This window comes from Vreelandella songnenensis (genome assembly GCF_003002925.1).
Taxonomy (GTDB): Bacteria; Pseudomonadota; Gammaproteobacteria; order Pseudomonadales; family Halomonadaceae; genus Vreelandella; species Vreelandella songnenensis.
Genome location: NZ_PVTK01000008.1, coordinates 105,051 through 123,860, shown reverse-complemented (window position 1 = coordinate 123,860; position 18,810 = coordinate 105,051). Strand labels below are relative to the sequence as shown.

Below are 18,810 nucleotides of genomic sequence, written 5' to 3'. Positions count from 1 at the left end.
GTGGCCTCTTATTCGCTCTGATCAGTCACCGCGCCGGTACTTGCGGAGCTTACCAACCTTGCGTACTTGGCCAGCACGCCGCGGGTATAGCGCGGTTGTGGGCGCTGCCAGGCGGCTTGGCGGCGCATCAGCTCATCGTCGGCCACGTGCATTTCGATGGTGTCGGCTTCGGCGTCGATGGTGATACGGTCGCCGTTTTCCACCAGCGCCAGCGGGCCGCCTTCAAACGCCTCCGGCGATACGTGGCCGACCACGAAACCGTGGCTGCCGCCGGAGAAGCGGCCATCGGTGATCAGCGCCACGTCGTTGCCCAGCCCGCGGCCCATGATCGCCGAGGTGGGGGTGAGCATTTCGCGCATGCCAGGGCCGCCTTTGGGGCCTTCGTAACGGATGACGACCACATCCCCCGCCACTACAGTGCCATCATTGATGCGTGCCTGGGCCTCTTCTTCAGAGCCAAATACCCGGGCGGTGCCGGAGAAACGCGTGCCTTCCTTGCCGGAAATCTTGGCAACCGCCCCTTCCGGCGCCAGGTTGCCGTAAAGAATGCGCAGATGGCTTTCCGCCTTGATAGGCTGATCGAGCGGCGCGATGATTTTCTGATCATCCGGGTAAGGTTCAACACTTGCCAGATTCTCCGCCAAGGTCTTGCCCGTGACCGTCAGGCAGTCGCCGTGCAGAAGACCGGCCTCCAGCAGGTTCTTCATCAGCGGCTGAATGCCGCCTAGGGACACCAGCTCGCTCATCATGTAGTGGCCGCTGGGGCGCAGGTCGGCGACTACCGGCACTCGCTTGCCGATCTCGGTAAAGTCTTCAAGGGTCAGCTCGACATCGATGGTGCGCGCCATGCCGATCAGGTGCAGCACCGCGTTGGTCGAGCCGCCGAGGGCAATCACCACGGTGATGGCGTTTTCAAACGCCTGGCGGGTCATGATATCCGAGGGTTTGATATCGGCGGCCAGCAGTTCGAGCACCGCCTCGCCCGCCGCCTTGCAGTCGTCGCGCTTCTCCTGAGAGATGGCGTTCTGCGCCGAACTGCCCGGCAAGCTCATGCCCAGCGCCTCGATGGCGGACGCCATGGTATTGGCGGTGTACATGCCGCCGCAGGAACCGGGGCCGGGAATCGCGGTTTCCTCGATCTGCTTGAGTTCGATCAGGTCCATATCGCCACGCGAGTGTGCGCCCATGGCCTCGAACACCGACACGATATCGGTATGCCCCTTGCCCGGCATGATGGTGCCGCCATACACGAACACGCTGGGGCGATTCAGGCGTGCCAGCCCCATTACGCAGCCCGGCATGTTCTTGTCGCAGCCGCCGATGGCGACCAGGCCGTCAAAGCCTTCGCAGCCCGCCACGGTTTCGATGGAGTCGGCAATGACTTCGCGCGATACCAGCGAGTACTTCATGCCTTCGGTGCCGTTGGCGATGCCGTCGGAAATCGTGATGGTGTTGAAGATCACGCCCTTGCCACCGGCAGCATCCGCGCCGTCGCGGGCCAGTTCCGCCAGCTCGCCGATATGACTGTTGCACGGCGTCACCATGCTCCAGGTAGAGGCCACGCCCACCTGGGGCTTCTTGAAATCGTCGTCGGTAAAGCCCACGGCGCGCAGCATGGCGCGGCTGGCGGCCTTGCCGACGCCATCTACTACCTGGGCGGAATGACGGCGAGTCGTGTTGGTCGGTTCAGTCATGGAAAAATCCTTTAAAGACGCATTAACATGCCCACAGCTTGGCGATATAAGACACATCCCGCAAGACACTTAACTTATGGCACCATATGACCACGCCGCCCGCCCGCGCGCTCTAGCGAAGGAAACCCGCCATGCCGCTCTCGACCACATCGCCCCTCACGCCCGGTTTCATGGTGGTGCACGCCAACCGGCTGGAAGATCTGCGTGGGCTGGCGGTGGAGTGGATGCGCCTTCATCCGCTGGGGCCGCTCGAGAACGAAACCATTCTGGTGCAGAGCAACGGCATCGGCCAGTGGCTGAAGCTGGCCCTGGCGGAAGACCCGGCCCAGGGCGGCGCCGGGATTGCCGCCGCGCTCAATGTCACGCTGCCCGCGCGTTTTCTGTGGCAGGCCTACCGCACGGTATTGACGGAGCTTACCGGCGACAGTGAGGCCGTGCCGGAAACCTCGCCCTTCGATAAATCGCGCCTGGTGTGGCGCCTGCTGCGCCTGCTACCTCTGCTTGCCGAGCAGCCCGTGTTTGCCCCGCTGGCCCGCTTTCTGGAAACCGACCGCGACCAGCGCAAGCACTACCAGCTCGCCGAGCGCCTGGCGGATCTGTTCGACCAGTACCAGGTATACCGCGCCGACTGGCTGGACGCCTGGGCCGATGGCCGTGACATACTGATTACCGCCCGCGGCGAACGGCGACCGCTTGACGAGCACCAGCGCTGGCAGCCCGCCCTGTGGCGCGCCCTGCGCGACGATGTGGCCGCGACCCAGGGCGAAGCGGGCCTGAACAGCAGCCGCGCCCAGGTACACAGCCGCTTTCTGGAGGTGGCCGGCGGGCTCGAAGACGGCGGCTGCCCCCACGGCCTGCCCCGGCGGCTGATCATCTTCGGCATCTCGTCGCTGCCCCAGCAGACGCTCGAGGCGCTAGCCGCGCTTTCGCGCTGCTGCCAGATCGTGCTGTGCGTGCACAACCCCTGCCAGTACTACTGGGCGGATATCATCGAACACAAGGACCTGCTGCGTGCCCACCGCTACCGCCAGAGCCGCAAGGCCGGCATGCCTGATGCGCTGGATGTGCTCGGCGATGGCGACGTGGACAGCGCCCTGCACCTGCACGCCCAGCCGCTTCTGGCCGCCTGGGGCAAGCAGGGCCGCGACTATCTGCGCCTGCTCGACGAGCACGACGACGCCGGCAACTACCAGACACTGTTCGAACAGCAGGCGCTGCGCATCGACATGTTCGAGCCGTTCACCACCCCCGAGCACAGCTGCCTGCTCAGCCAGCTTCAGGACGACATCCGCGAGCTGCGCCCGGTGGCGGAAACGCAGACCACCTGGCCCGACGTGGATGTGCAGCAGGACGACTCCATCGTCTTCCACATCGCCCACGGCCCCCAGCGCGAAGTGGAGATTCTGCACGACCAGCTGCTGGCCGCCTTCAGCACTGACCCGGCATTGCGCCCGCGCGATATCATCGTCATGGTGCCGGATATCGACCGCTACGCACCGCATATTGAAGCCGTGTTCGGCCAGTACCGCACGGGGCACTACCGCGCCAGCACCGGGGGCGACGACTCACGCTACATCCCCTACACGCTGTCGGACCAGGCAAGCCGCCACCGCCTGCCGCTGATGATCGCGCTCGAAAAGCTCCTGCGCCTGCCGGAGCTGCGCCTGTCGGTGAGCGATCTGCTGGACCTTCTCGACGTGCCCGCCCTGCGCGAGCGCTTCGGCATCGAGGAGAGTGATTTACCCACGCTCAGCCGCTGGATCGAAGGCGCGGGCATCCGCTGGGGGCTGAACGCCGAGCAGCGCACCCGGCTGGATTTACCCCAGGGGCTGAGCCAGAACACCTGGGCCTTCGGCCTGCGCCGCCTGCTGCTGGGCTACACCGTGGGTGTGGCAGACGCATGGCAGGGCATCGAGCCCTTCGATGACATCGGCGGGCTCGAAGCGTCGCTTGCCGGGCCGCTGGCCACGCTGCTCGAACGCCTGGAAGACACCTGGGAAACGTTCTGCCAGCCCGCCCCCGCCGCCGAGTGGGTAGCAAGGCTGCGCGAGCTGCTGGAAACCTTCTTCTTGACCGACGATGCCCAGGAGAGCGTGATGCTCACCAAGCTCGAAGGCGCGCTTCAGCAGGTGCAGGAGAGCACCGAAGAGGCCGGGCTCTTTGAGCCGCTGCCGCTCTCCATGGTGCGCGAACACTGGCTAGCGCAAATCGATGAGCACAGCCTCTCTCAGCGTTTTCTGGCCGGAGCGGTCAACTTCGCAACGCTGATGCCCATGCGCGCGATTCCGTTCAAGCGGGTGTGCCTTCTGGGCATGAACGACGGCGAGTATCCGCGCTCCCAGCCGCCGCTGGATTTCGATTTGATGGGCGGCGACTACCGCCCCGGCGACCGTTCCCGCCGAGAGGATGACCGCTACCTGTTTCTGGAGGCGCTGCTCTCCGCCCGCCACCAGCTCTATATCAGCTGGGTGGGCCGCAGCCAGATCGACAACAACCCCATGCCGCCCTCGGTGCTGGTGGGCCAGCTGCGCGATCACCTGGCCGCTGGCTGGCAGAGCCGGGGTGAAACATCGCTTCTGGAAGCGCTGACCACCGAGCACCCGCTGCAGCCGTTCAGCCAACGCTACTTCAGTACGGATACCGCCTCGCCCTCCCAGGCGCGGCTATTCACCTACGCCCAGGAGTGGCACGCACTGCACACGCCACCGGCGCAGGTGCCTACACCGCCCGCCGCCCTGCCCACTTTCGAGCAGGAGATCCCGCTCACGCTTGCCCAGCTGGGCAGCTTCCTGCGCGAACCCGCCAAGGCGTTCTTCAACACGCGCCTGGGCGTCTACTTCGAGCAGGAGGCGCTCGCCCAGCTGGATGTCGAGCCGTTTACTCTGGACGGCCTGCAACACTGGCAGTTGCAGGATCAGCTGATTGCCGCCCAGCGCCAGGCGGTGGATAGCGGTGAACCGCGCGAAGACGCCATGTTCGCCGCGCTCGAGCGCATCAAGGGCCAGGGAGTGCTGGCGGTAGGCGCCTTTGGCGAGCGCATGCGCGAGGCGCTGATGGAACCCATGGACGCGCTGTTCATCGACTACCAGAAAGTGCTTGCCGAGTGGCCGCACCCGCTGGACGCCGCGCTGACGGTGGCGTTCAGCGCCCACGGCCTGGAAGTGAACGACTGGATCAACGAGATTCGCGTGGACGAAGACGGCCACCGCTGCCGCCTGCTGCTGCTCAGCAACAGCCTGGTCAGCCAGGGGCGCGGGCGTGGCCAGTACCGCTGGCAGCACCTGCTGCGCCCGTGGGTGGTGCACCTGGCGGCCAACGCGCAAACGCCCATGACCACCCAGCTGCTTTCCAAGGCGGGCCACGTGCGCCTGGCCCCGCTGGACGCCGAGACGGCCCGCACGCACCTGAACAACCTGCTGGCGTGCTGGCAGGCGGGCATGGAAAGCCCGCTGCCACTCGCCCCCCAGGCGGCATTCGCCTGGCTGGGCAAGGACGGCAGTGTGGAGGGCAGTAAAGCGAGTAGTGAAGAGGATATCGAAGAGAGCGACGCCTATCGCGCGGCCGCCAGCGCCTATGAAGGCGACCGCTTTCGCACCGGCGAGGTACAGCAGAGTGCTTATCTGGCGCGCCAGTGGCCGAGCTTCGAGGCGCTTTACAACGCACACGCTCAAGGCCACGGCTTCGCCACGCTGGTTGATACGCTCTACGCTCCGCTCTACCGCGCCGTCAAGGAGTAACGGCGCGGCAACGGCTCAACGGCTGTGGCCGTTGAGCGCCAGCACGCGCTTGGCCAGTGAGATCATTTCCGGGTCACCGGTGTTCTTTTCCGGTACATCGGACAGCTTGATGACCGGCAGCCAGCCCTGCCCTTCCGGGCGGGCATCGATCATCTTGATCACCATGTTCATCGGGTCGACGCCCACATCGTTGGTGAAGTTGGTGCCGATGCCGAAGGCCATGCCGATACGGTCCTGGCAGAACGTCTGAATACGCTCGACCTTTTCCGGGGTCAGCGCATCCGAGAAGATGATCGTCTTGCTCAGCGGGTTCACCCCCAGGCGCTCGTAGTGGCTGATGGTCTGTGCCGCGAAGTCGATCGGGTCGCCGCTGTCGTGGCGCACGCCGTCAAACAGCTTGGCGAACTTCTTGTCGAAGCTGGCGAAGAAGGCTTTCGAGGTGAAGGTATCGGTCAGGGCTATCCCCAAATCCCCGCGGTACACGTCCACCCAGTTCTCCAGCGCCAGACTGTTGGCCATCTTGAAGCCGAAGCGCGCGCCGTGGAACATGAACCACTCGTGGGCGTGGGTGCCAATTGGCTTGACGCCGTGGCGCATGGCCAGCAGCACGTTGCTGGTACCGGTGAACGACTCGCCGCCGTGATGGCGAAGCGCGCCGACCACGCGGTCGTGCACGTCAAACGAAAAGCGCCGCCGGGTGCCGAACTCGGCAATCTTCAGGCCCATCTGGCGGTAGTGCTCGATCTTTTCCTGGGTGCGCTGTTCGATCAGCGCGTGGCTATCCCTGGAGACCGTGATGCCGCGCAGGCGGTACCAGAGCTCGCTGATCAGCGACATCAGCGGCACTTCCCACAAGATGGTGCGATACCAGGGGCCTTCGATGATCACCGAAAGCTCGCTGCCCTGCTGCTCGATCACCACTTCGCTCGAGTCGTAGCGAAAGCCCGCCAGAAAATCGAGGTAGGTGGGGTCGAGATACGGGCAGGTGGTTTCCAGATAACGCTTCTCTTCTGCCGTCAGGCGCAGCGTTTGCATGTTGTCGACTTCACGGCGCAGCGCCGCGCCAAAGCCTTCCGGGAACTCATGCTCGCCGCGATTGATGAAAGCGTAACGCACATGCGCGTACGGAAAGCGTTTGATCACGGCATTCTGCATCGTGATCTTGTAGAAGTCGTTATCCAGAAGCGAGGTCAGCATGGAGTCTCATCGTCAGCGTGAACTTAAAGCCGCGGTAGTGTAAACGGGTCGCCCCTAACGTGGCGAGCCGACAAGATTAGCAGCTGGCGGCGCTATCTCCCAGCCCGCTCCCGGCGTGCTCAGGGCCAAAACCGCGCCATGAGCCCTTTTTGCTCCGCGTTTGCCCCACTTTTGCTCCCTATCGGCCATCGCGATATAGTGCCGGCTACCGCTCCTTGCTTACCAGGGGCGCTCTGTTTTTGCGCCCGCCTGTGGAGATCAGCGATGAGCCAGCCCGCCCCGCTCAACCCCTTGAGCCTGCCGCTCTACGGCAGCCGCCTGATCGAAGCCAGCGCGGGTACCGGCAAGACCTTCACCATCGCGCTTTTATACGTGCGCCTGGTACTGGGCGGGCGCAGCCAGGACGACGACGCGGCGTTCATCCGCCCGCTGACTCCGCCGGAAATTCTGGTGGTCACCTTTACCAACGCGGCAACGCAGGAGCTGCGCGAGCGGATTCGCAACCGGCTGGTGGAAGCCGCCGAGGTCTTCCGAGAAGACCAAACTCTTGGTGATTCCCCAAGCGATCCATTGCTTGTGGAGCTGCGCAGTGAGTACCCACCCTCGACCTGGCCCGCCTGCGCACGGCGTCTGGCATTGGCCGCCGAGTGGATGGACGAGGCGGCGGTGTCCACCATTCACAGCTGGTGCTACCGCATGCTGCGCGAGCACGCCTTTGACAGCGGCAGCCTCTTTTCGCTGAACCTGGAAAACGACCAGCGCGAACTCGAGCAGGAAGTGGTGCGCGACTACTGGCGCACCTTCTACTACCCGCTGGATAACGACGCGCTGGAAGGAATCGTGGGCTACTGGCCCTCGCCGGATGCCCTGCACGCAAGCCTTCAGCGCCTGTTGCCCGAGTGCGACGCGCTGGGCGAACCGCGCCCTGAGCCTTCACAAACGCTGGCTACCTGCCAGGCCGCCCGGGCCGCCAAGCTCGATGAGCTGAAAGCCCCCTGGGCCGAGTGGCTGGATGAACTGATACCCGCACTTGAAGACGCCGCCCAGCGCAAGGCCTTCAAGGGCCAGAGCTTCAACGCCAAGAGCCGCGCCAACTGGCTAGGGGCGCTGCGCGAGTGGCTTGAGAGCGATGCCGCCCGCCCTCAGCTGACCGACGCCGCCTGGAAACGCATGACGCCGGAAGGCATGGCGGATATCTGGAAAGACGGCGCGCCGCCTTGCCCGGAGGCCTGGGAAGCGCTGGCGGCACTGCCCGGCGAACTCAACGCCCTGCCCGAGCCGCGCAATGATCTCTTGATTCACGCCGTGCAGTGGTGCCGCGCCCGGCTGGAGCGCGAGCAGGAGCGCCGCGCCGAAATGGGCCCGAACGATCTGTTGACCCACCTGGACCGCGCCCTGCAAGGACCGAACCGCGAGGCGCTGGCCGCGCAGATACTGCGCCAGTTCCCGGTCGCGCTGATCGACGAGTTTCAGGACACCGACCCGATTCAGTACCGGATCTTCAACGCCGTGTATGACGCTGCAAAGCCGCGCCGCGACAGCGCCATCCTGCTGATCGGCGACCCGAAGCAGGCCATCTACGCCTTTCGCGGGGCGGATATCTTCACCTACCTGAAGGCCCGCCAGGACACCGACGGCCGCCACGTCACCCTGGGCACCAACTTCCGCTCAAGCCAGGCCATGGTAGCGGCGGTCAACCACTGCTTTCGCTACGCCGACCAGCACGACGCCGGTGCCTTTCTGTTCCGCGACGCCGCTGGCAACAACCCGCTGCCCTTTCTGCCCGTCAAGGCCAAGGGCCGCCGCGAACAGCTGGTGTGGGGCGGCGTACCGCTGCCCGCCATGACGCTGTGGGAACTCGCAAGCGACGAGCCGCTTTCCAAGACCGCCTACCAGCTGGAAATGGCCGAGCGCTGCGCCTCGCACATGGCCGCCCTGCTGGAGGCCGGGCGCAAGCGTGACGCCGGTTTTGCCCTCGAAGGCGAACTCACCCCGCTCAAGCCATCGGACATGGCGGTGCTGGTCAACGGCTTGCAGGAAGCCCGCGCCATTCGCCTGGCGCTGGCCAGCCGCGGCGTGAAAAGCGTCTACCTCTCGGATAACGACAAGGTGTTCAGCTCGCCCATCGCCCAACAGCTGGAAACCTGCCTGCGTGCCTGCGCCGAGCCCCAGGCCAACTCGCGCCAAGCCGAGGCCAAACTGCGCGCCGCGCTCGCCACGCCGCTGCTGGGGCTGGACCTTGCCGAGCTTGACCACCTGAACCAGAGCGAGCTTGCCTGGGAAGCGCGGGTCGAGCAGTTCAGCCGCTACCACCGCCTGTGGCAGCGCCAGGGGGTGCTGCCGCTGGTACGCAAGCTGATGGTGGACTTCGCCATTGCCGAGCGGCTGCTGGGTGAATTCAATGAGGGTGAGCGCTTGCTCACTGACCTGCTCCACCTGGGTGAGCTGCTTCAGCAGGCAAGCCAGGAGCTTGACGGCGAACACGCCCTGATCCGCTTTCTTTCCGAGGCCATTGCGGAGCCGGAAAGCCACGGCGACAGCCACAAACTGCGCCTGGAAAGCGACGCCGATCTGGTCAAGGTGGTCACCATCCACAAATCCAAGGGCCTAGAGTACCCGCTGGTGTTCCTGCCCTTCATCGCCAACCACCGCCCCACGAAAGAGAGCGATGTGCCGCTGCGCTGGCACGACGGTGAAGGCAACCTGCAGCTCAGCCTGGGCGCCGACGAACACACCCTGGCCACCGCCGACCGCGAACGTTTGGGTGAAGATTTGCGCAAGCTGTATGTGGCGCTCACCCGCGCCCGCCACGCCACCTGGCTGGGCCTGGCCCCGTTGAAAAATGGCGAAGGCAGTGCGCTGGGCTACCTGCTGAATGGCGGCAAGGCCATCGCCCCCGCCGAGCTGGGCAAGGCGCTGGAAGCGCTGGTCGATAAAAGCGAGATTGCCCTGGCGCCCGCGCCCCAGGCCACCGCGCAGCGCTTCACCCCCGCCGAACAGCACCCGGCGCTGGGCCAGGCGCGCACGCCCAACCGCCCGGCCCGCGAGCAGTGGTGGATTGCCAGCTACTCGGCGCTGCGCACCTCCGGCGGGGTGTCCGGCGCGTCAGAGGCGCCTTCCACGCACACCCCGGAACCCACCACGCCCCAGGAAGCCACCACGTTCGAGGTACTGGACGAACCCCAGGACCTGCTGTTCGAGGCGCCGCTGACCCCGCAGGCAGGGATTGAGGCCGCCCCGGCGCAGAGCGCCCCGCAGGAGGAAGCCGCGCACCTGCACCGCTTCCCGCGCGGCCCCGGCCCCGGCACCTTTCTGCACGGGCTGCTGGAGTGGGCCGGCCAGCTCGGGTTCAAGAAGGCGCTGGAAGACGCCACCGCCCGCGAAGATGCCCTGCGCCGCCGCCTGCAATTGCGCGGCTGGCAGGCGTGGTACGAAACGCTGGACAGCTGGCTTGCCGGGCTTCTACGCGCCCCGCTGCCGCTGCCCGGCCAGCAAAGCGTGGCGCTCGATCAGCTGAGCGGTTATCAGGTAGAGCTGGAGTTCTGGTTTGCCGCCCATCACGTCAATACCCAGACGCTGGATGGCCTGGTGAGCCAGCACTTACTCCCCGGCACGGCACGGCCAGCGCTGGACGCCGACACGCTGAACGGTATGCTCAAGGGCTTTATCGACCTGGCCTTCGAGTTCGAGGGGCGCTTCTACGTGCTGGACTGGAAATCCAACTATCTGGGCGGCGATGACACTGCCTACACCTCTGATGCCCTGAGCGCGGCGCTGCTGGAAAAACGCTACGACCTGCAGGCCGCGCTCTATCTACTGGCGCTTCATCGCCTGCTCAAGGCCCGCCTGCCGGACTACGACCCGCACCGCCACCTGGGCGGCTCGCTCACGGTGTTTCTGCGCGGCAGCCGCACCGCCCAGCGCGGCGTTCATGCAGAGCCCGCCCCGGTGGCGCTGATCGAAGCGCTGGACGCTCTTTTTGCAGGCCGCGAACGTCAGGAGGCAACCGCATGAACGATGGCTACACCTTCGACCTGTTCGGCGACAGCGAGCCGCACGTTTCCGCGCCTGCGCCAAGTGTGCCCAAGCCGCACCCGGCGCTTGCCAGCACGGCGGCGTTAATGGCGCTGTTCGAGCGCTGGGTAGCCCGAGGCTGGCTTCGCGACCTGGACCGGGCGCTGGCCAGCTTCTTCGCCCGCGAGGCCAGCGACGCCCCGCCGCTGCTTCTGCTGGCCGCCGCCCTGGCCAGCCACCAGCTTGGCCGCGGCCACGTCTGCCTGGATTTAAGCGCTACCCTCGACTCGCCGGACTTCGCGCTTTCGCTGCCGCCGGAAGGCGATGACCTGGTTGAGCCGCCGCCGCTGCCAAGCGATGTGCTCGACACGCTCACGCTCAAGCAGTGGCAGGCCGCGCTTGCCCACCCCACGCTGGTAGGCGAAGGCCCCGGCAATACGCCGCTGGTACGCGCCGACGCCGCGCACACCACGCGGCTCTACCTGCGCCGCTACTGGCAGTACGAGCAGACCCTGCACCAGGAAATCGCCGCCCGCCTGGCCGCGCCGGAGCAGGACGCCACAAGCCAGAAGCCGCTGCTCAAGCCCAGCCTGGACACACTGTTTCCCGCCACCGCGACCCTGGACTGGCAAAAGATCGCCTGCGCCCTGGCATCGCGCAGCCACTTTGCGATCATCACCGGCGGCCCCGGCACCGGCAAGACCACCACCGTGGTGCGCCTGCTGGCCCTTCTGCAAACCCTGCAACTGGCCGAGTCTGATCAGCCGCTGCGCATCCGCCTGGCCGCCCCCACCGGCAAGGCCGCCGCCCGCCTGAACGAATCCATCGCCGGGCAGGTAAGCCAGTTGCCCACAGAGTCACTGGCCACTTTGTTGAAGCAAAACCCATTGCATAAGCCCAACTTAGTGCAGGCCCCCGGTTCACTGGGCGATGATTCAAGCGCTGAACCTCTACAAGCATCAATCCCCACAGAGGTCACAACCCTCCACCGCCTGCTGGGCGCCCGACCAGATACCCGCCACTTCCGCCACAACCCCAACAACCCGTTGGCCCTGGATGTGCTGGTGATCGACGAAGCTTCCATGGTGGATATCGAAATGATGACCGCCGTGCTCAGCGCCCTGCCCGCAAACGCCCAGCTGGTGCTGCTGGGGGACAAGGACCAGCTCGCCTCGGTAGAAGCAGGCGCCGTGCTGGGCGATTTATGCCGCCGCGCCGAAGCCGCCCACTACACACCGGCAACCGCGCAGTGGCTGCAGGCACTCACCGGCCAGCCGCTGCCGGAAGAGCTGACCGACCCACACGGCCAGCCCCAGGACCAGGCGATAACCATGCTGCGGGTAAGCCACCGCTTCGATGCCCAAAGCGGCATTGGCCAGCTGGCCCAGGCGATCAACCAGCCGCTGAGCCGTGAACTCGACGAGCGCGACAAGCAAAGCGCCGTGCAGGAAGCGCTGCGCCACGGCTACGCCGATCTGCATCACCTGGTGCTGAACGGCGAGGACGACACCGCCCTGGAGCGCCTGGTCATCACCGGCTCACCGGAGCGCTTTCCCGACGCCGGCAAAGGCCGTGTGGATAAGCGCTCCGGCGTAGCGCTCGCCCTGCCCACCGGCTACCGCCACTACCTCACCGCCCTCGGCAGCCTGCGCCCGGATTCAGGGCTGGCGTTCGAGGAGAACCGCGAGCCCTACAACGCCTGGGCCCAGCAGGTGCTGAACGCCTACGGCCACTTTCAACTGCTCTGCGCTCTGCGCAAAGGCCCTTGGGGCGTGGAAGGCCTGAACCTGCGCATCGCCCAGGTACTGCGCCGCGAAAGGCTTTTGAGCGCCAGCGATATGGAGCTTGAAAAAGGCTGGTTTGAGGGCCGCCCGGTGCTGGTCACGCAAAACGACTACAGCCTGGGGCTGATGAACGGCGATATCGGCATTACACTCGCGGTGCCCGACCCGCGCGCACCGGGCAGAATGCTGTTGAGGGTCGCCTTTCCCAACAGCGACCCGGAAAAACCCATCCGCTGGGTATTGCCCTCGCGCCTGCACGCGGTAGAAACCGTGTTCGCGATGACGGTGCACAAATCCCAGGGCTCGGAGTTTCTGCACACGGCGCTGCTGCTGCCCGCCACGATCAACCCCATTCTGACGCGGGAACTGGTGTATACCGGCATCACCCGCGCCCGGCAGTGGCTCACCGTCGCGGAAGCCAGGCGGGGCATCTTGAATGAAGCGGTAGTCAGGGAAGTAATGCGGGCGTGATCAAGATAAATGGATGGTTAAAACACCCATCGCTGAGCGCTTGAGAGACGGCGTAACCATCACCACAGGATCGCCTTGAACCACCGGGGCGTGACAGACCAATGCAAGGGAGTTGCACATGAAGTATCACAGGAAAATCGCCCATCTCGGGCGTCAGGGCGTTTCCCTGCTATCTCGGCTTGGCCGCCACGAACTCGCCCTGCTGCTGTGCCTGGCGATCATTTCCGGCGGCATCTGGGGCTTCGTCGCGCTGGCCGGTGAAGTTATCGAGGGGGATACCCAGAGCTTCGACGAGCGTCTGCTGCTCGCCCTTCGCAACCCCGCCGACCTGAACGACCCCATCGGGCCGGGCTGGGTCGAGGAGATGGGCCGGGACTTCACCGCGCTGGGCGGTGTGGGCGTGTTGGTGGTCATCACGCTGGGGGCGCTGGGGTATCTGCTACTCGCCAGGCACTTTCGCGCGGCCCTTTTCGCCCTGGTGGCGGTGCCCGGCGGCATTCTGCTCAGCACCGTGATGAAGCTGGGCTTTGACCGCCCCCGCCCGGATCTCGTGCCGCACGAAGCCATGGTCTACACCGCGAGCTTTCCCAGCGGCCACTCCATGATGTCCGCCGTGACCTACCTGACGCTGGCCGCCCTCCTCATCCGCATTCAGCCCGCGCTGCGCCTGAAAGCGTACCTGCTGATACTGGCGATACTGCTGACCCTGCTCGTCGGCGTAAGCCGCGTTTATCTCGGCGTTCACTGGCCGACCGATGTGCTGGCCGGCTGGACCGCCGGGGCGAGCTGGGCGGCGCTCTGCTGGGGCGTGATGCACTGGATGCAGGGGCGCGGGCAGATTGAAGCGGAAGCGCGCGAGGTGAGCAGCGACTAGCCCGATCTTGCTGCGGGAACGGGTGTAGACCGACATCACCCGCGCCCGCGAATGGCTGCCCCTCAAGAAGCCAAAGGCTACGCCGCCAAACCAGCCGCTTAGCCTTTGGGAAGCGTTTCAGGGCGAATATAGGGAAACAGGTGCGCGACATAATCGGCCTTCCCAAGCGCGACCTTCTCGCTGCGCAAGATGGAATAGGCAGTCATGATGTGGAAGTAGAACTGCCCCAGCGTCCAATCACGCGCATACTGCTCGGCGGTTAAATCGAGAATCATACCGTTGGGCAGCTCGTGCACTAACGGCTTATCCGCCTTGGCATCCAGCGCATCAAAAGCCAGTCCGTTGAGCAAGACGAGGGTTTCCTCAATACGCGCCTGCGCCTCTGCAAACGTTCCAGGGTTCTCACCGGCATTTCGTCCCTCGTCGAGCATTTCCTTGATAGAAGCCGGTAGCGCCTCACCCTGCAACCGGTGGACTGCCTCTTGCGCCTGCACGCAAGCAAACCGCACTTGCGTCGACAGCGGGAACATATCCGGCGCAAGCTGCGCGGAAAGCAGCGCTTGTGCCTCGGCATCAGGCAACTGGCTTTGAGCCTTCTTTAACCAGTTGGAAAGCGCGCCCAGCATTTGGGTGTAAGTGGGTACCAGCAGCTGCGTTAGTGACATGAATACTCTTCCTTTGAATCGGTAATCGACGAATGGTCGTGAGGGTGAGGCTTCTTTATAAACGTGAGTGATTGCGAATAATAGCCATCAAGTCGATTGCACCGTGATGAAGTTGGGCTTTGAACGTCCCCTAATCTCGTGCCGCATGAAGCCATGGTCTACACCGCGAGCTTTCCCAGCGACCACTCCATGATGTCGACCGTGACCTACCTGACGCTTGCAGCACTCTTCATCCGCATTCAGCGCGCACCGCGCCTAACAGCCTATCTGCTGATACTGCTGACCCTGCTCGTGGGCGTGAGCCGCGTCTACTTAGGCGTCCACTGGCCGACCGATGTGCTGGCTGGGCCGTCGGGGCGGAATGGGTGGCGTTTTGCTGGGGCGTGGGCAGATTGAGAAGGAAGAGCGCGAGGCGATCAGCGACTAGCCCGACGTTGGTGCGAGAACGGGTGAACACCGGCGTAACCCGCGCCCGCGGATGGCTACCCCTGAAGGAAGCCAAGGGCGGGTGTTAAATAAGGCGGTAGAGCGAGAAGTAATGCGGGTAAGGGGGCTTATAAGCAAGGTGTAAAGCGGCGCTGTTAGCCGAGGGCCACGCCTCTATATAAGGGCTGCGATTACCCTACAAGCTTGAAGCACCATATAAATTTTTCAGTCGATTTATCTCTTCAAAAAAAGATTCTGTATCTGGAACCGTCAAGGTTAAAGTAATTCTCCTCACATAACCAGGTTCAGAACTCTTGATATCATTTTCAATAATGGAATAAAGACTTTCAGAAAACTCTTCAATCTCTTTGATAGCGTTAGAAGAAAGATTTGATGTAATTTCTATTAATTTTAAAAATATATCATCACATGATACACGTAGAAACTGTAGTTTCCAATCTAGCAATTGTTCGTAACCTTCACCCACTCTCTTAGCTAAATGAATAATTCGTTTAAGGTCTCCAGACTGACCTGGCTCACCTACAGCTTTAACAAAACCTTGATTCAAAGCCTTTGATATGTGATGAATAGTCGAAGATATCCACGAACAGCTTGAAGAAACCCAGCTAGTTAACTCCTTTAAATCCTCTAATCTTTTAGGTTTTCCAAAACTTATACCTAACTCTGAGTCAAGCCGTTTGCTTTCGAGTTTTGCAAGCTCATCAGATAACACTTCAGCAAAAAGCAAAAACTCCCAACCAGCTGGTTTTTCGAGTGCTAAGCGAAATGCTTTTGGCTCTAAATCATAAATCAAAGGATCGCTTTTTTGCGCTTTTGCACGAAGTTCTAAACAATCAGAAAGTAAATAACTGAGTTGCTCTCTTAAAGTTGATATTATATTTTGCGCGTTTACAAAGGGGAATACCCATCCATCACCAGAATCTCTCAGATTAACAACAAACTCAAACAGTGAAGGACTATCAACTATGGAACTATAATCTCCAGTAGGGTTATCTTTCCATATTTTTATCAAAGGCAATATATCTTCTTTAATAAATACGTAGATAGGAATACCTTTTGCTTTTGCTTCAAAGTATTCAAGATTCGTAATCGATTTACCAGCATCGGTAATAGAGCCGTATCTCCCACCAACTATAAGAACAAAAATATCTGCTCGACTTTTAACTACTTCTAAACAGTTACTCAATGTATTTTGATTTGGATTTACTGGAAACGTATTAAACTCAGAGAGAATTGGTTCTAAACCTAAGGATTCAGAAAAATCTCTCAAATCAGCACGCACCTGACTAAGGTCGTAGCAAGTAGAGCTAACAAACAAAGTAGCCTTACTACCTTTAGACATAAATAAAGCCCTCAATAACAACTACTAAACTTAAACTCTTAATGATAAAAACCAAACATTTATAAGCTAAAAATAACAATCAAAACTCTAGGCTAAAATAGTACCTTGAGACGCGCAAAAAAATATAGTGTCCAGTTAGAGCTCCAGAATGCTTTTTCAGCTAATTGCTTCTTATAATAAACTCTCAACCATATAATCCTATACGTTTTCATCGGCTAAATCCCTCTGCTCCTCTAGTCGGTACTACTTGAATCGAGGAATGAACGCGTTTTTCATACCCAAGGTGCGGACAGCCTGCAAATCAGCATTATGCGCTGCGCAAAGCAACAATTTTTCAAGCGGTAGATTCAGCAAATGGCACGCGCCCAGATACACTTCTGCATTCGGCTGGTAAGGCTCAAACAGCCCAGCACTAAAGATCATATCCCAAGGCAGCTTAGCATGGCGAGCCACATCGACCATCAACGAGACGTTGCCATTGGTCAACGTTCCGATAATTTACTTCTCTTTTAGCTGCGCGAGGCGTTGCTGTACGTCTGAACACGGCTCCAGCCGGTGCCAGAAGAGGTTTATCGATGGTTGCTTCATCCAGCGCAATGGCGTGCTGATCGAGAAGCTGATTCAAGCTTTCGCGGTGCAGATCATCGAGGATCGTCCAAGGGAGTTCGCCCTTGCGCACCCTATCCATGGAAGGCGCGTAACATTGTCGCCATTGATCGGTCAGTGCCTCTTTGGGTAGCTCGAACCCCAGCTCCAGCTCGCTGAACTGTTGAATCAGGCTTGAGCGCCAGTCGACCACGGTGCCGAACACGTCAAACAGGATAGCTTTCATACACGCCTTTCCCGAAGGTTGGTTGTTGTTCGTTTTGGTAACGGTATCGCAATCGTCCGCCGCCCGCTAGGTATGCTTAATGCCCGTTATCAAGAGCGTCGATGCGGGTGGATAAACGAAAGGTCACACTGGCGCCAAGTGCCAGCCTTGCTCTGTGGCGTATAGGTGGTCAGTGAGGGCCAGGTTTTCCAGAAAGGTGTCGTCGTGAGATACCACCAGCAAAGCGCCAGAATAGCTGCGTAGCATGGTTTCCAGTGCCTGGTTGGATGGCAGGTCGAGATGGTTGTTGGGCTCGTCCAGCAGCAGCAGGTGTGGCGGAGTGTCGGCGTAGAGCAGACAGGCAAGCGCGCCTTTCAGGCGCTCGCCACCGCTCAGCACGCCGCTGGGGGTGGTGATTTTCTGCGCATCCAGGCCGAGCTGGGCCAGCCGCATGCGCAGCTCCCCCTCTGTCGTCGTTCGGTTGGCCTCGCGCAACTGCTCGAATACGCTCTGCTGCGGGTTCAGGCTTTCCAGGCGCTGATCGAGATAGGCGTATTCCGGCGTTACCTGGCAGTTTCCCGTTAACGGTGCCATCTGCCCCGCCAGCACGCGAAGCAGCGTGGACTTGCCGCACCCATTCGGCCCGACGACCCCGATTCGCTGCTGCCCCCGCACCATCAGATCGATGTGCCGGGTCGCGCTCGTCACGTGGGGCAACACGCAGCGTTCTAGCGTCGCTACGGTTCGCTTTGCGGCCTGGGTAACGGGTATATCGTGCAGGGTGATGTGGGCTGCGTCTTCGACGCGCTGCGCGGCCTCAAGAACCAGCTTCCGATGGTGCGCTTGGCGAGCGGCTTGGCTTTGGCGCAGCGCGCCTGCTGAGGCTTCGCTGCGCGCTTTCTGGCGGTCGAGCAGTATCTTGGCCTGGTTGGTTTCCTTGCCTTGGCGGTTGCCCCGCGCTTGGCGGCGCTCCTGGCGCTCACGCTGCTTTTGCTGCGCTCGCTCTTCGCGCTGGCGTTCCAGCTTGCGCTGGCTGAGTTGCTCCAGCGCGTTTTGCTGCTCGCATGCCTTGGCCTCGGCATAGAACGTGTAGTTACCGCCGTAGCTGTGCAGCCCCAGCGGGGAAAGCTCCACAATACGCTCCATGGCGTCCAGCAGTTGCCGGTCGTGGCTGACGACGATTAGCCCACGCGGCCAGCGCTGTAGCTGTTCGATGAGTGCCTGCCGGTTGGGGCGGTCCAAGTGGTTGCTCGGCTCATCGAGAATCAGAAAATCCGCCTGGGAAAGCATGGCGCCTATCAAGGCGACCCGCATGGTTTCGCCCCCGCTCAGGGTGCTGGCGAGCGTGGTGGCATCAAGATAGCCCAGGCCGCCTCGCTCGAGCTCATGGTGAAATCGCTGGGCCATATCCCAGTTGCCTTCCGCCATTTCAAAATCGTTGGGGGCGGTACTTCCCGCGGCAATGTTGGAAAGCGCATCCAGCGTTGGTTGCACACCCGCAAGCTCAGCAACGGTGGCCTCCTTAGGCCGGGCGACCTGCTGGGCGAGGTAATGCACGCTCCCAAGGCGCTGGCACTGCCCGCTCGCAGGCGCCAATAAGCCTGCAAGGATCCTGGCCAGGACCGTCTTGCCGACACCATTACGCCCGACCAACCCTGTGGGGCGGCCATCGAACTGCTCATGCAGGTCAGTAAAAAGTGCTCTGCCATCCGGCAAAACGTAGGAAACACCGCTGACGGTGATAGAGGTAGTGGTCATGTTTTGATACCAAGGA

At 62.1% G+C, this 18,810-nt stretch carries 11 protein-coding genes; 5 read left to right on the top strand and 6 right to left on the bottom strand.

Going from position 1 to position 18,810, the window contains the following annotated elements; translation table 11 throughout:
- Window positions 1-8: 8 nt before the first annotated feature.
- Complete coding sequence (gene ilvD, locus B0H98_RS13440) at window positions 9-1,694, bottom strand: dihydroxy-acid dehydratase (RefSeq protein WP_106375575.1); 1,686 nt, start codon at window positions 1,692-1,694, stop codon at window positions 9-11.
- A gap of 131 nt (window positions 1,695-1,825) precedes the next feature.
- On the opposite strand from ilvD, the gene recC reads away from it, so the two are divergent.
- Window positions 1,826-5,431 (top strand): exodeoxyribonuclease V subunit gamma, encoded by a 3,606-nt coding sequence (recC, locus tag B0H98_RS13435; protein ID WP_106375574.1) that lies wholly within the window; start codon window positions 1,826-1,828, stop codon window positions 5,429-5,431.
- 15 nt (window positions 5,432-5,446) lie between these two features.
- Here recC and pncB read toward each other — a convergent pair whose 3' ends face one another.
- Window positions 5,447-6,628, bottom strand: a complete 1,182-nt coding sequence (pncB, locus tag B0H98_RS13430; RefSeq protein ID WP_106375573.1) for a nicotinate phosphoribosyltransferase — start codon at window positions 6,626-6,628, stop codon at window positions 5,447-5,449.
- A gap of 264 nt (window positions 6,629-6,892) precedes the next feature.
- On the opposite strand from pncB, the gene recB reads away from it, so the two are divergent.
- The 3 genes from recB to B0H98_RS13415 all read left to right on the top strand — a co-directional run bounded on the left by recB (window position 6,893) and on the right by B0H98_RS13415 (window position 13,771).
- Complete coding sequence (gene recB, locus B0H98_RS13425; protein ID WP_106375572.1) at window positions 6,893-10,642, top strand: exodeoxyribonuclease V subunit beta; 3,750 nt, start codon at window positions 6,893-6,895, stop codon at window positions 10,640-10,642.
- Window positions 10,639-12,897, top strand: a complete 2,259-nt coding sequence (recD, locus tag B0H98_RS13420) for an exodeoxyribonuclease V subunit alpha (RefSeq protein ID WP_106375571.1) — start codon at window positions 10,639-10,641, stop codon at window positions 12,895-12,897. The genes recB and recD overlap by 4 nt, the downstream gene beginning before the upstream one ends.
- 118 nt (window positions 12,898-13,015) lie before the next feature.
- Window positions 13,016-13,771 (top strand): phosphatase PAP2 family protein, encoded by a 756-nt coding sequence (locus B0H98_RS13415; RefSeq protein WP_106375570.1) that lies wholly within the window; start codon window positions 13,016-13,018, stop codon window positions 13,769-13,771.
- Between the two features lie 98 nt (window positions 13,772-13,869).
- Here the strand turns inward: B0H98_RS13415 and B0H98_RS13410 are convergent, their stop codons facing one another.
- Window positions 13,870-14,436 (bottom strand): DUF1993 domain-containing protein, encoded by a 567-nt coding sequence (locus tag B0H98_RS13410; RefSeq protein ID WP_106375569.1) that lies wholly within the window; start codon window positions 14,434-14,436, stop codon window positions 13,870-13,872.
- A 189-nt stretch (window positions 14,437-14,625) separates the two neighbouring features.
- Here B0H98_RS13410 and B0H98_RS17210 point away from each other — a divergent pair, with 189 nt between their 5' ends.
- The gene (locus B0H98_RS17210) at window positions 14,626-14,832 is read left to right on the top strand and encodes a phosphatase PAP2 family protein (RefSeq protein ID WP_244183165.1); all 207 of its coding nucleotides are present in this window, start codon (window positions 14,626-14,628) and stop codon (window positions 14,830-14,832) included.
- A gap of 226 nt (window positions 14,833-15,058) precedes the next feature.
- Here B0H98_RS17210 and B0H98_RS13400 read toward each other — a convergent pair whose 3' ends face one another.
- The 3 genes from B0H98_RS13400 to B0H98_RS13390 form a co-directional block, all read right to left on the bottom strand.
- Window positions 15,059-16,225, bottom strand: coding sequence for a DUF4062 domain-containing protein (locus B0H98_RS13400; RefSeq protein ID WP_106375568.1), 1,167 nt, complete (start codon window positions 16,223-16,225; stop codon window positions 15,059-15,061).
- A gap of 436 nt (window positions 16,226-16,661) precedes the next feature.
- Window positions 16,662-17,057 carry an HAD family hydrolase gene (locus tag B0H98_RS17205; protein WP_244183163.1) on the bottom strand — a complete coding sequence of 132 codons (396 nt, stop codon included), beginning with the start codon at window positions 17,055-17,057 and terminating at the stop codon, window positions 16,662-16,664.
- A gap of 123 nt (window positions 17,058-17,180) precedes the next feature.
- Window positions 17,181-18,794 carry an ABC-F family ATP-binding cassette domain-containing protein gene (locus tag B0H98_RS13390; protein ID WP_106375567.1) on the bottom strand — a complete coding sequence of 538 codons (1,614 nt, stop codon included), beginning with the start codon at window positions 18,792-18,794 and terminating at the stop codon, window positions 17,181-17,183.
- Window positions 18,795-18,810 lie beyond the last annotated feature (16 nt).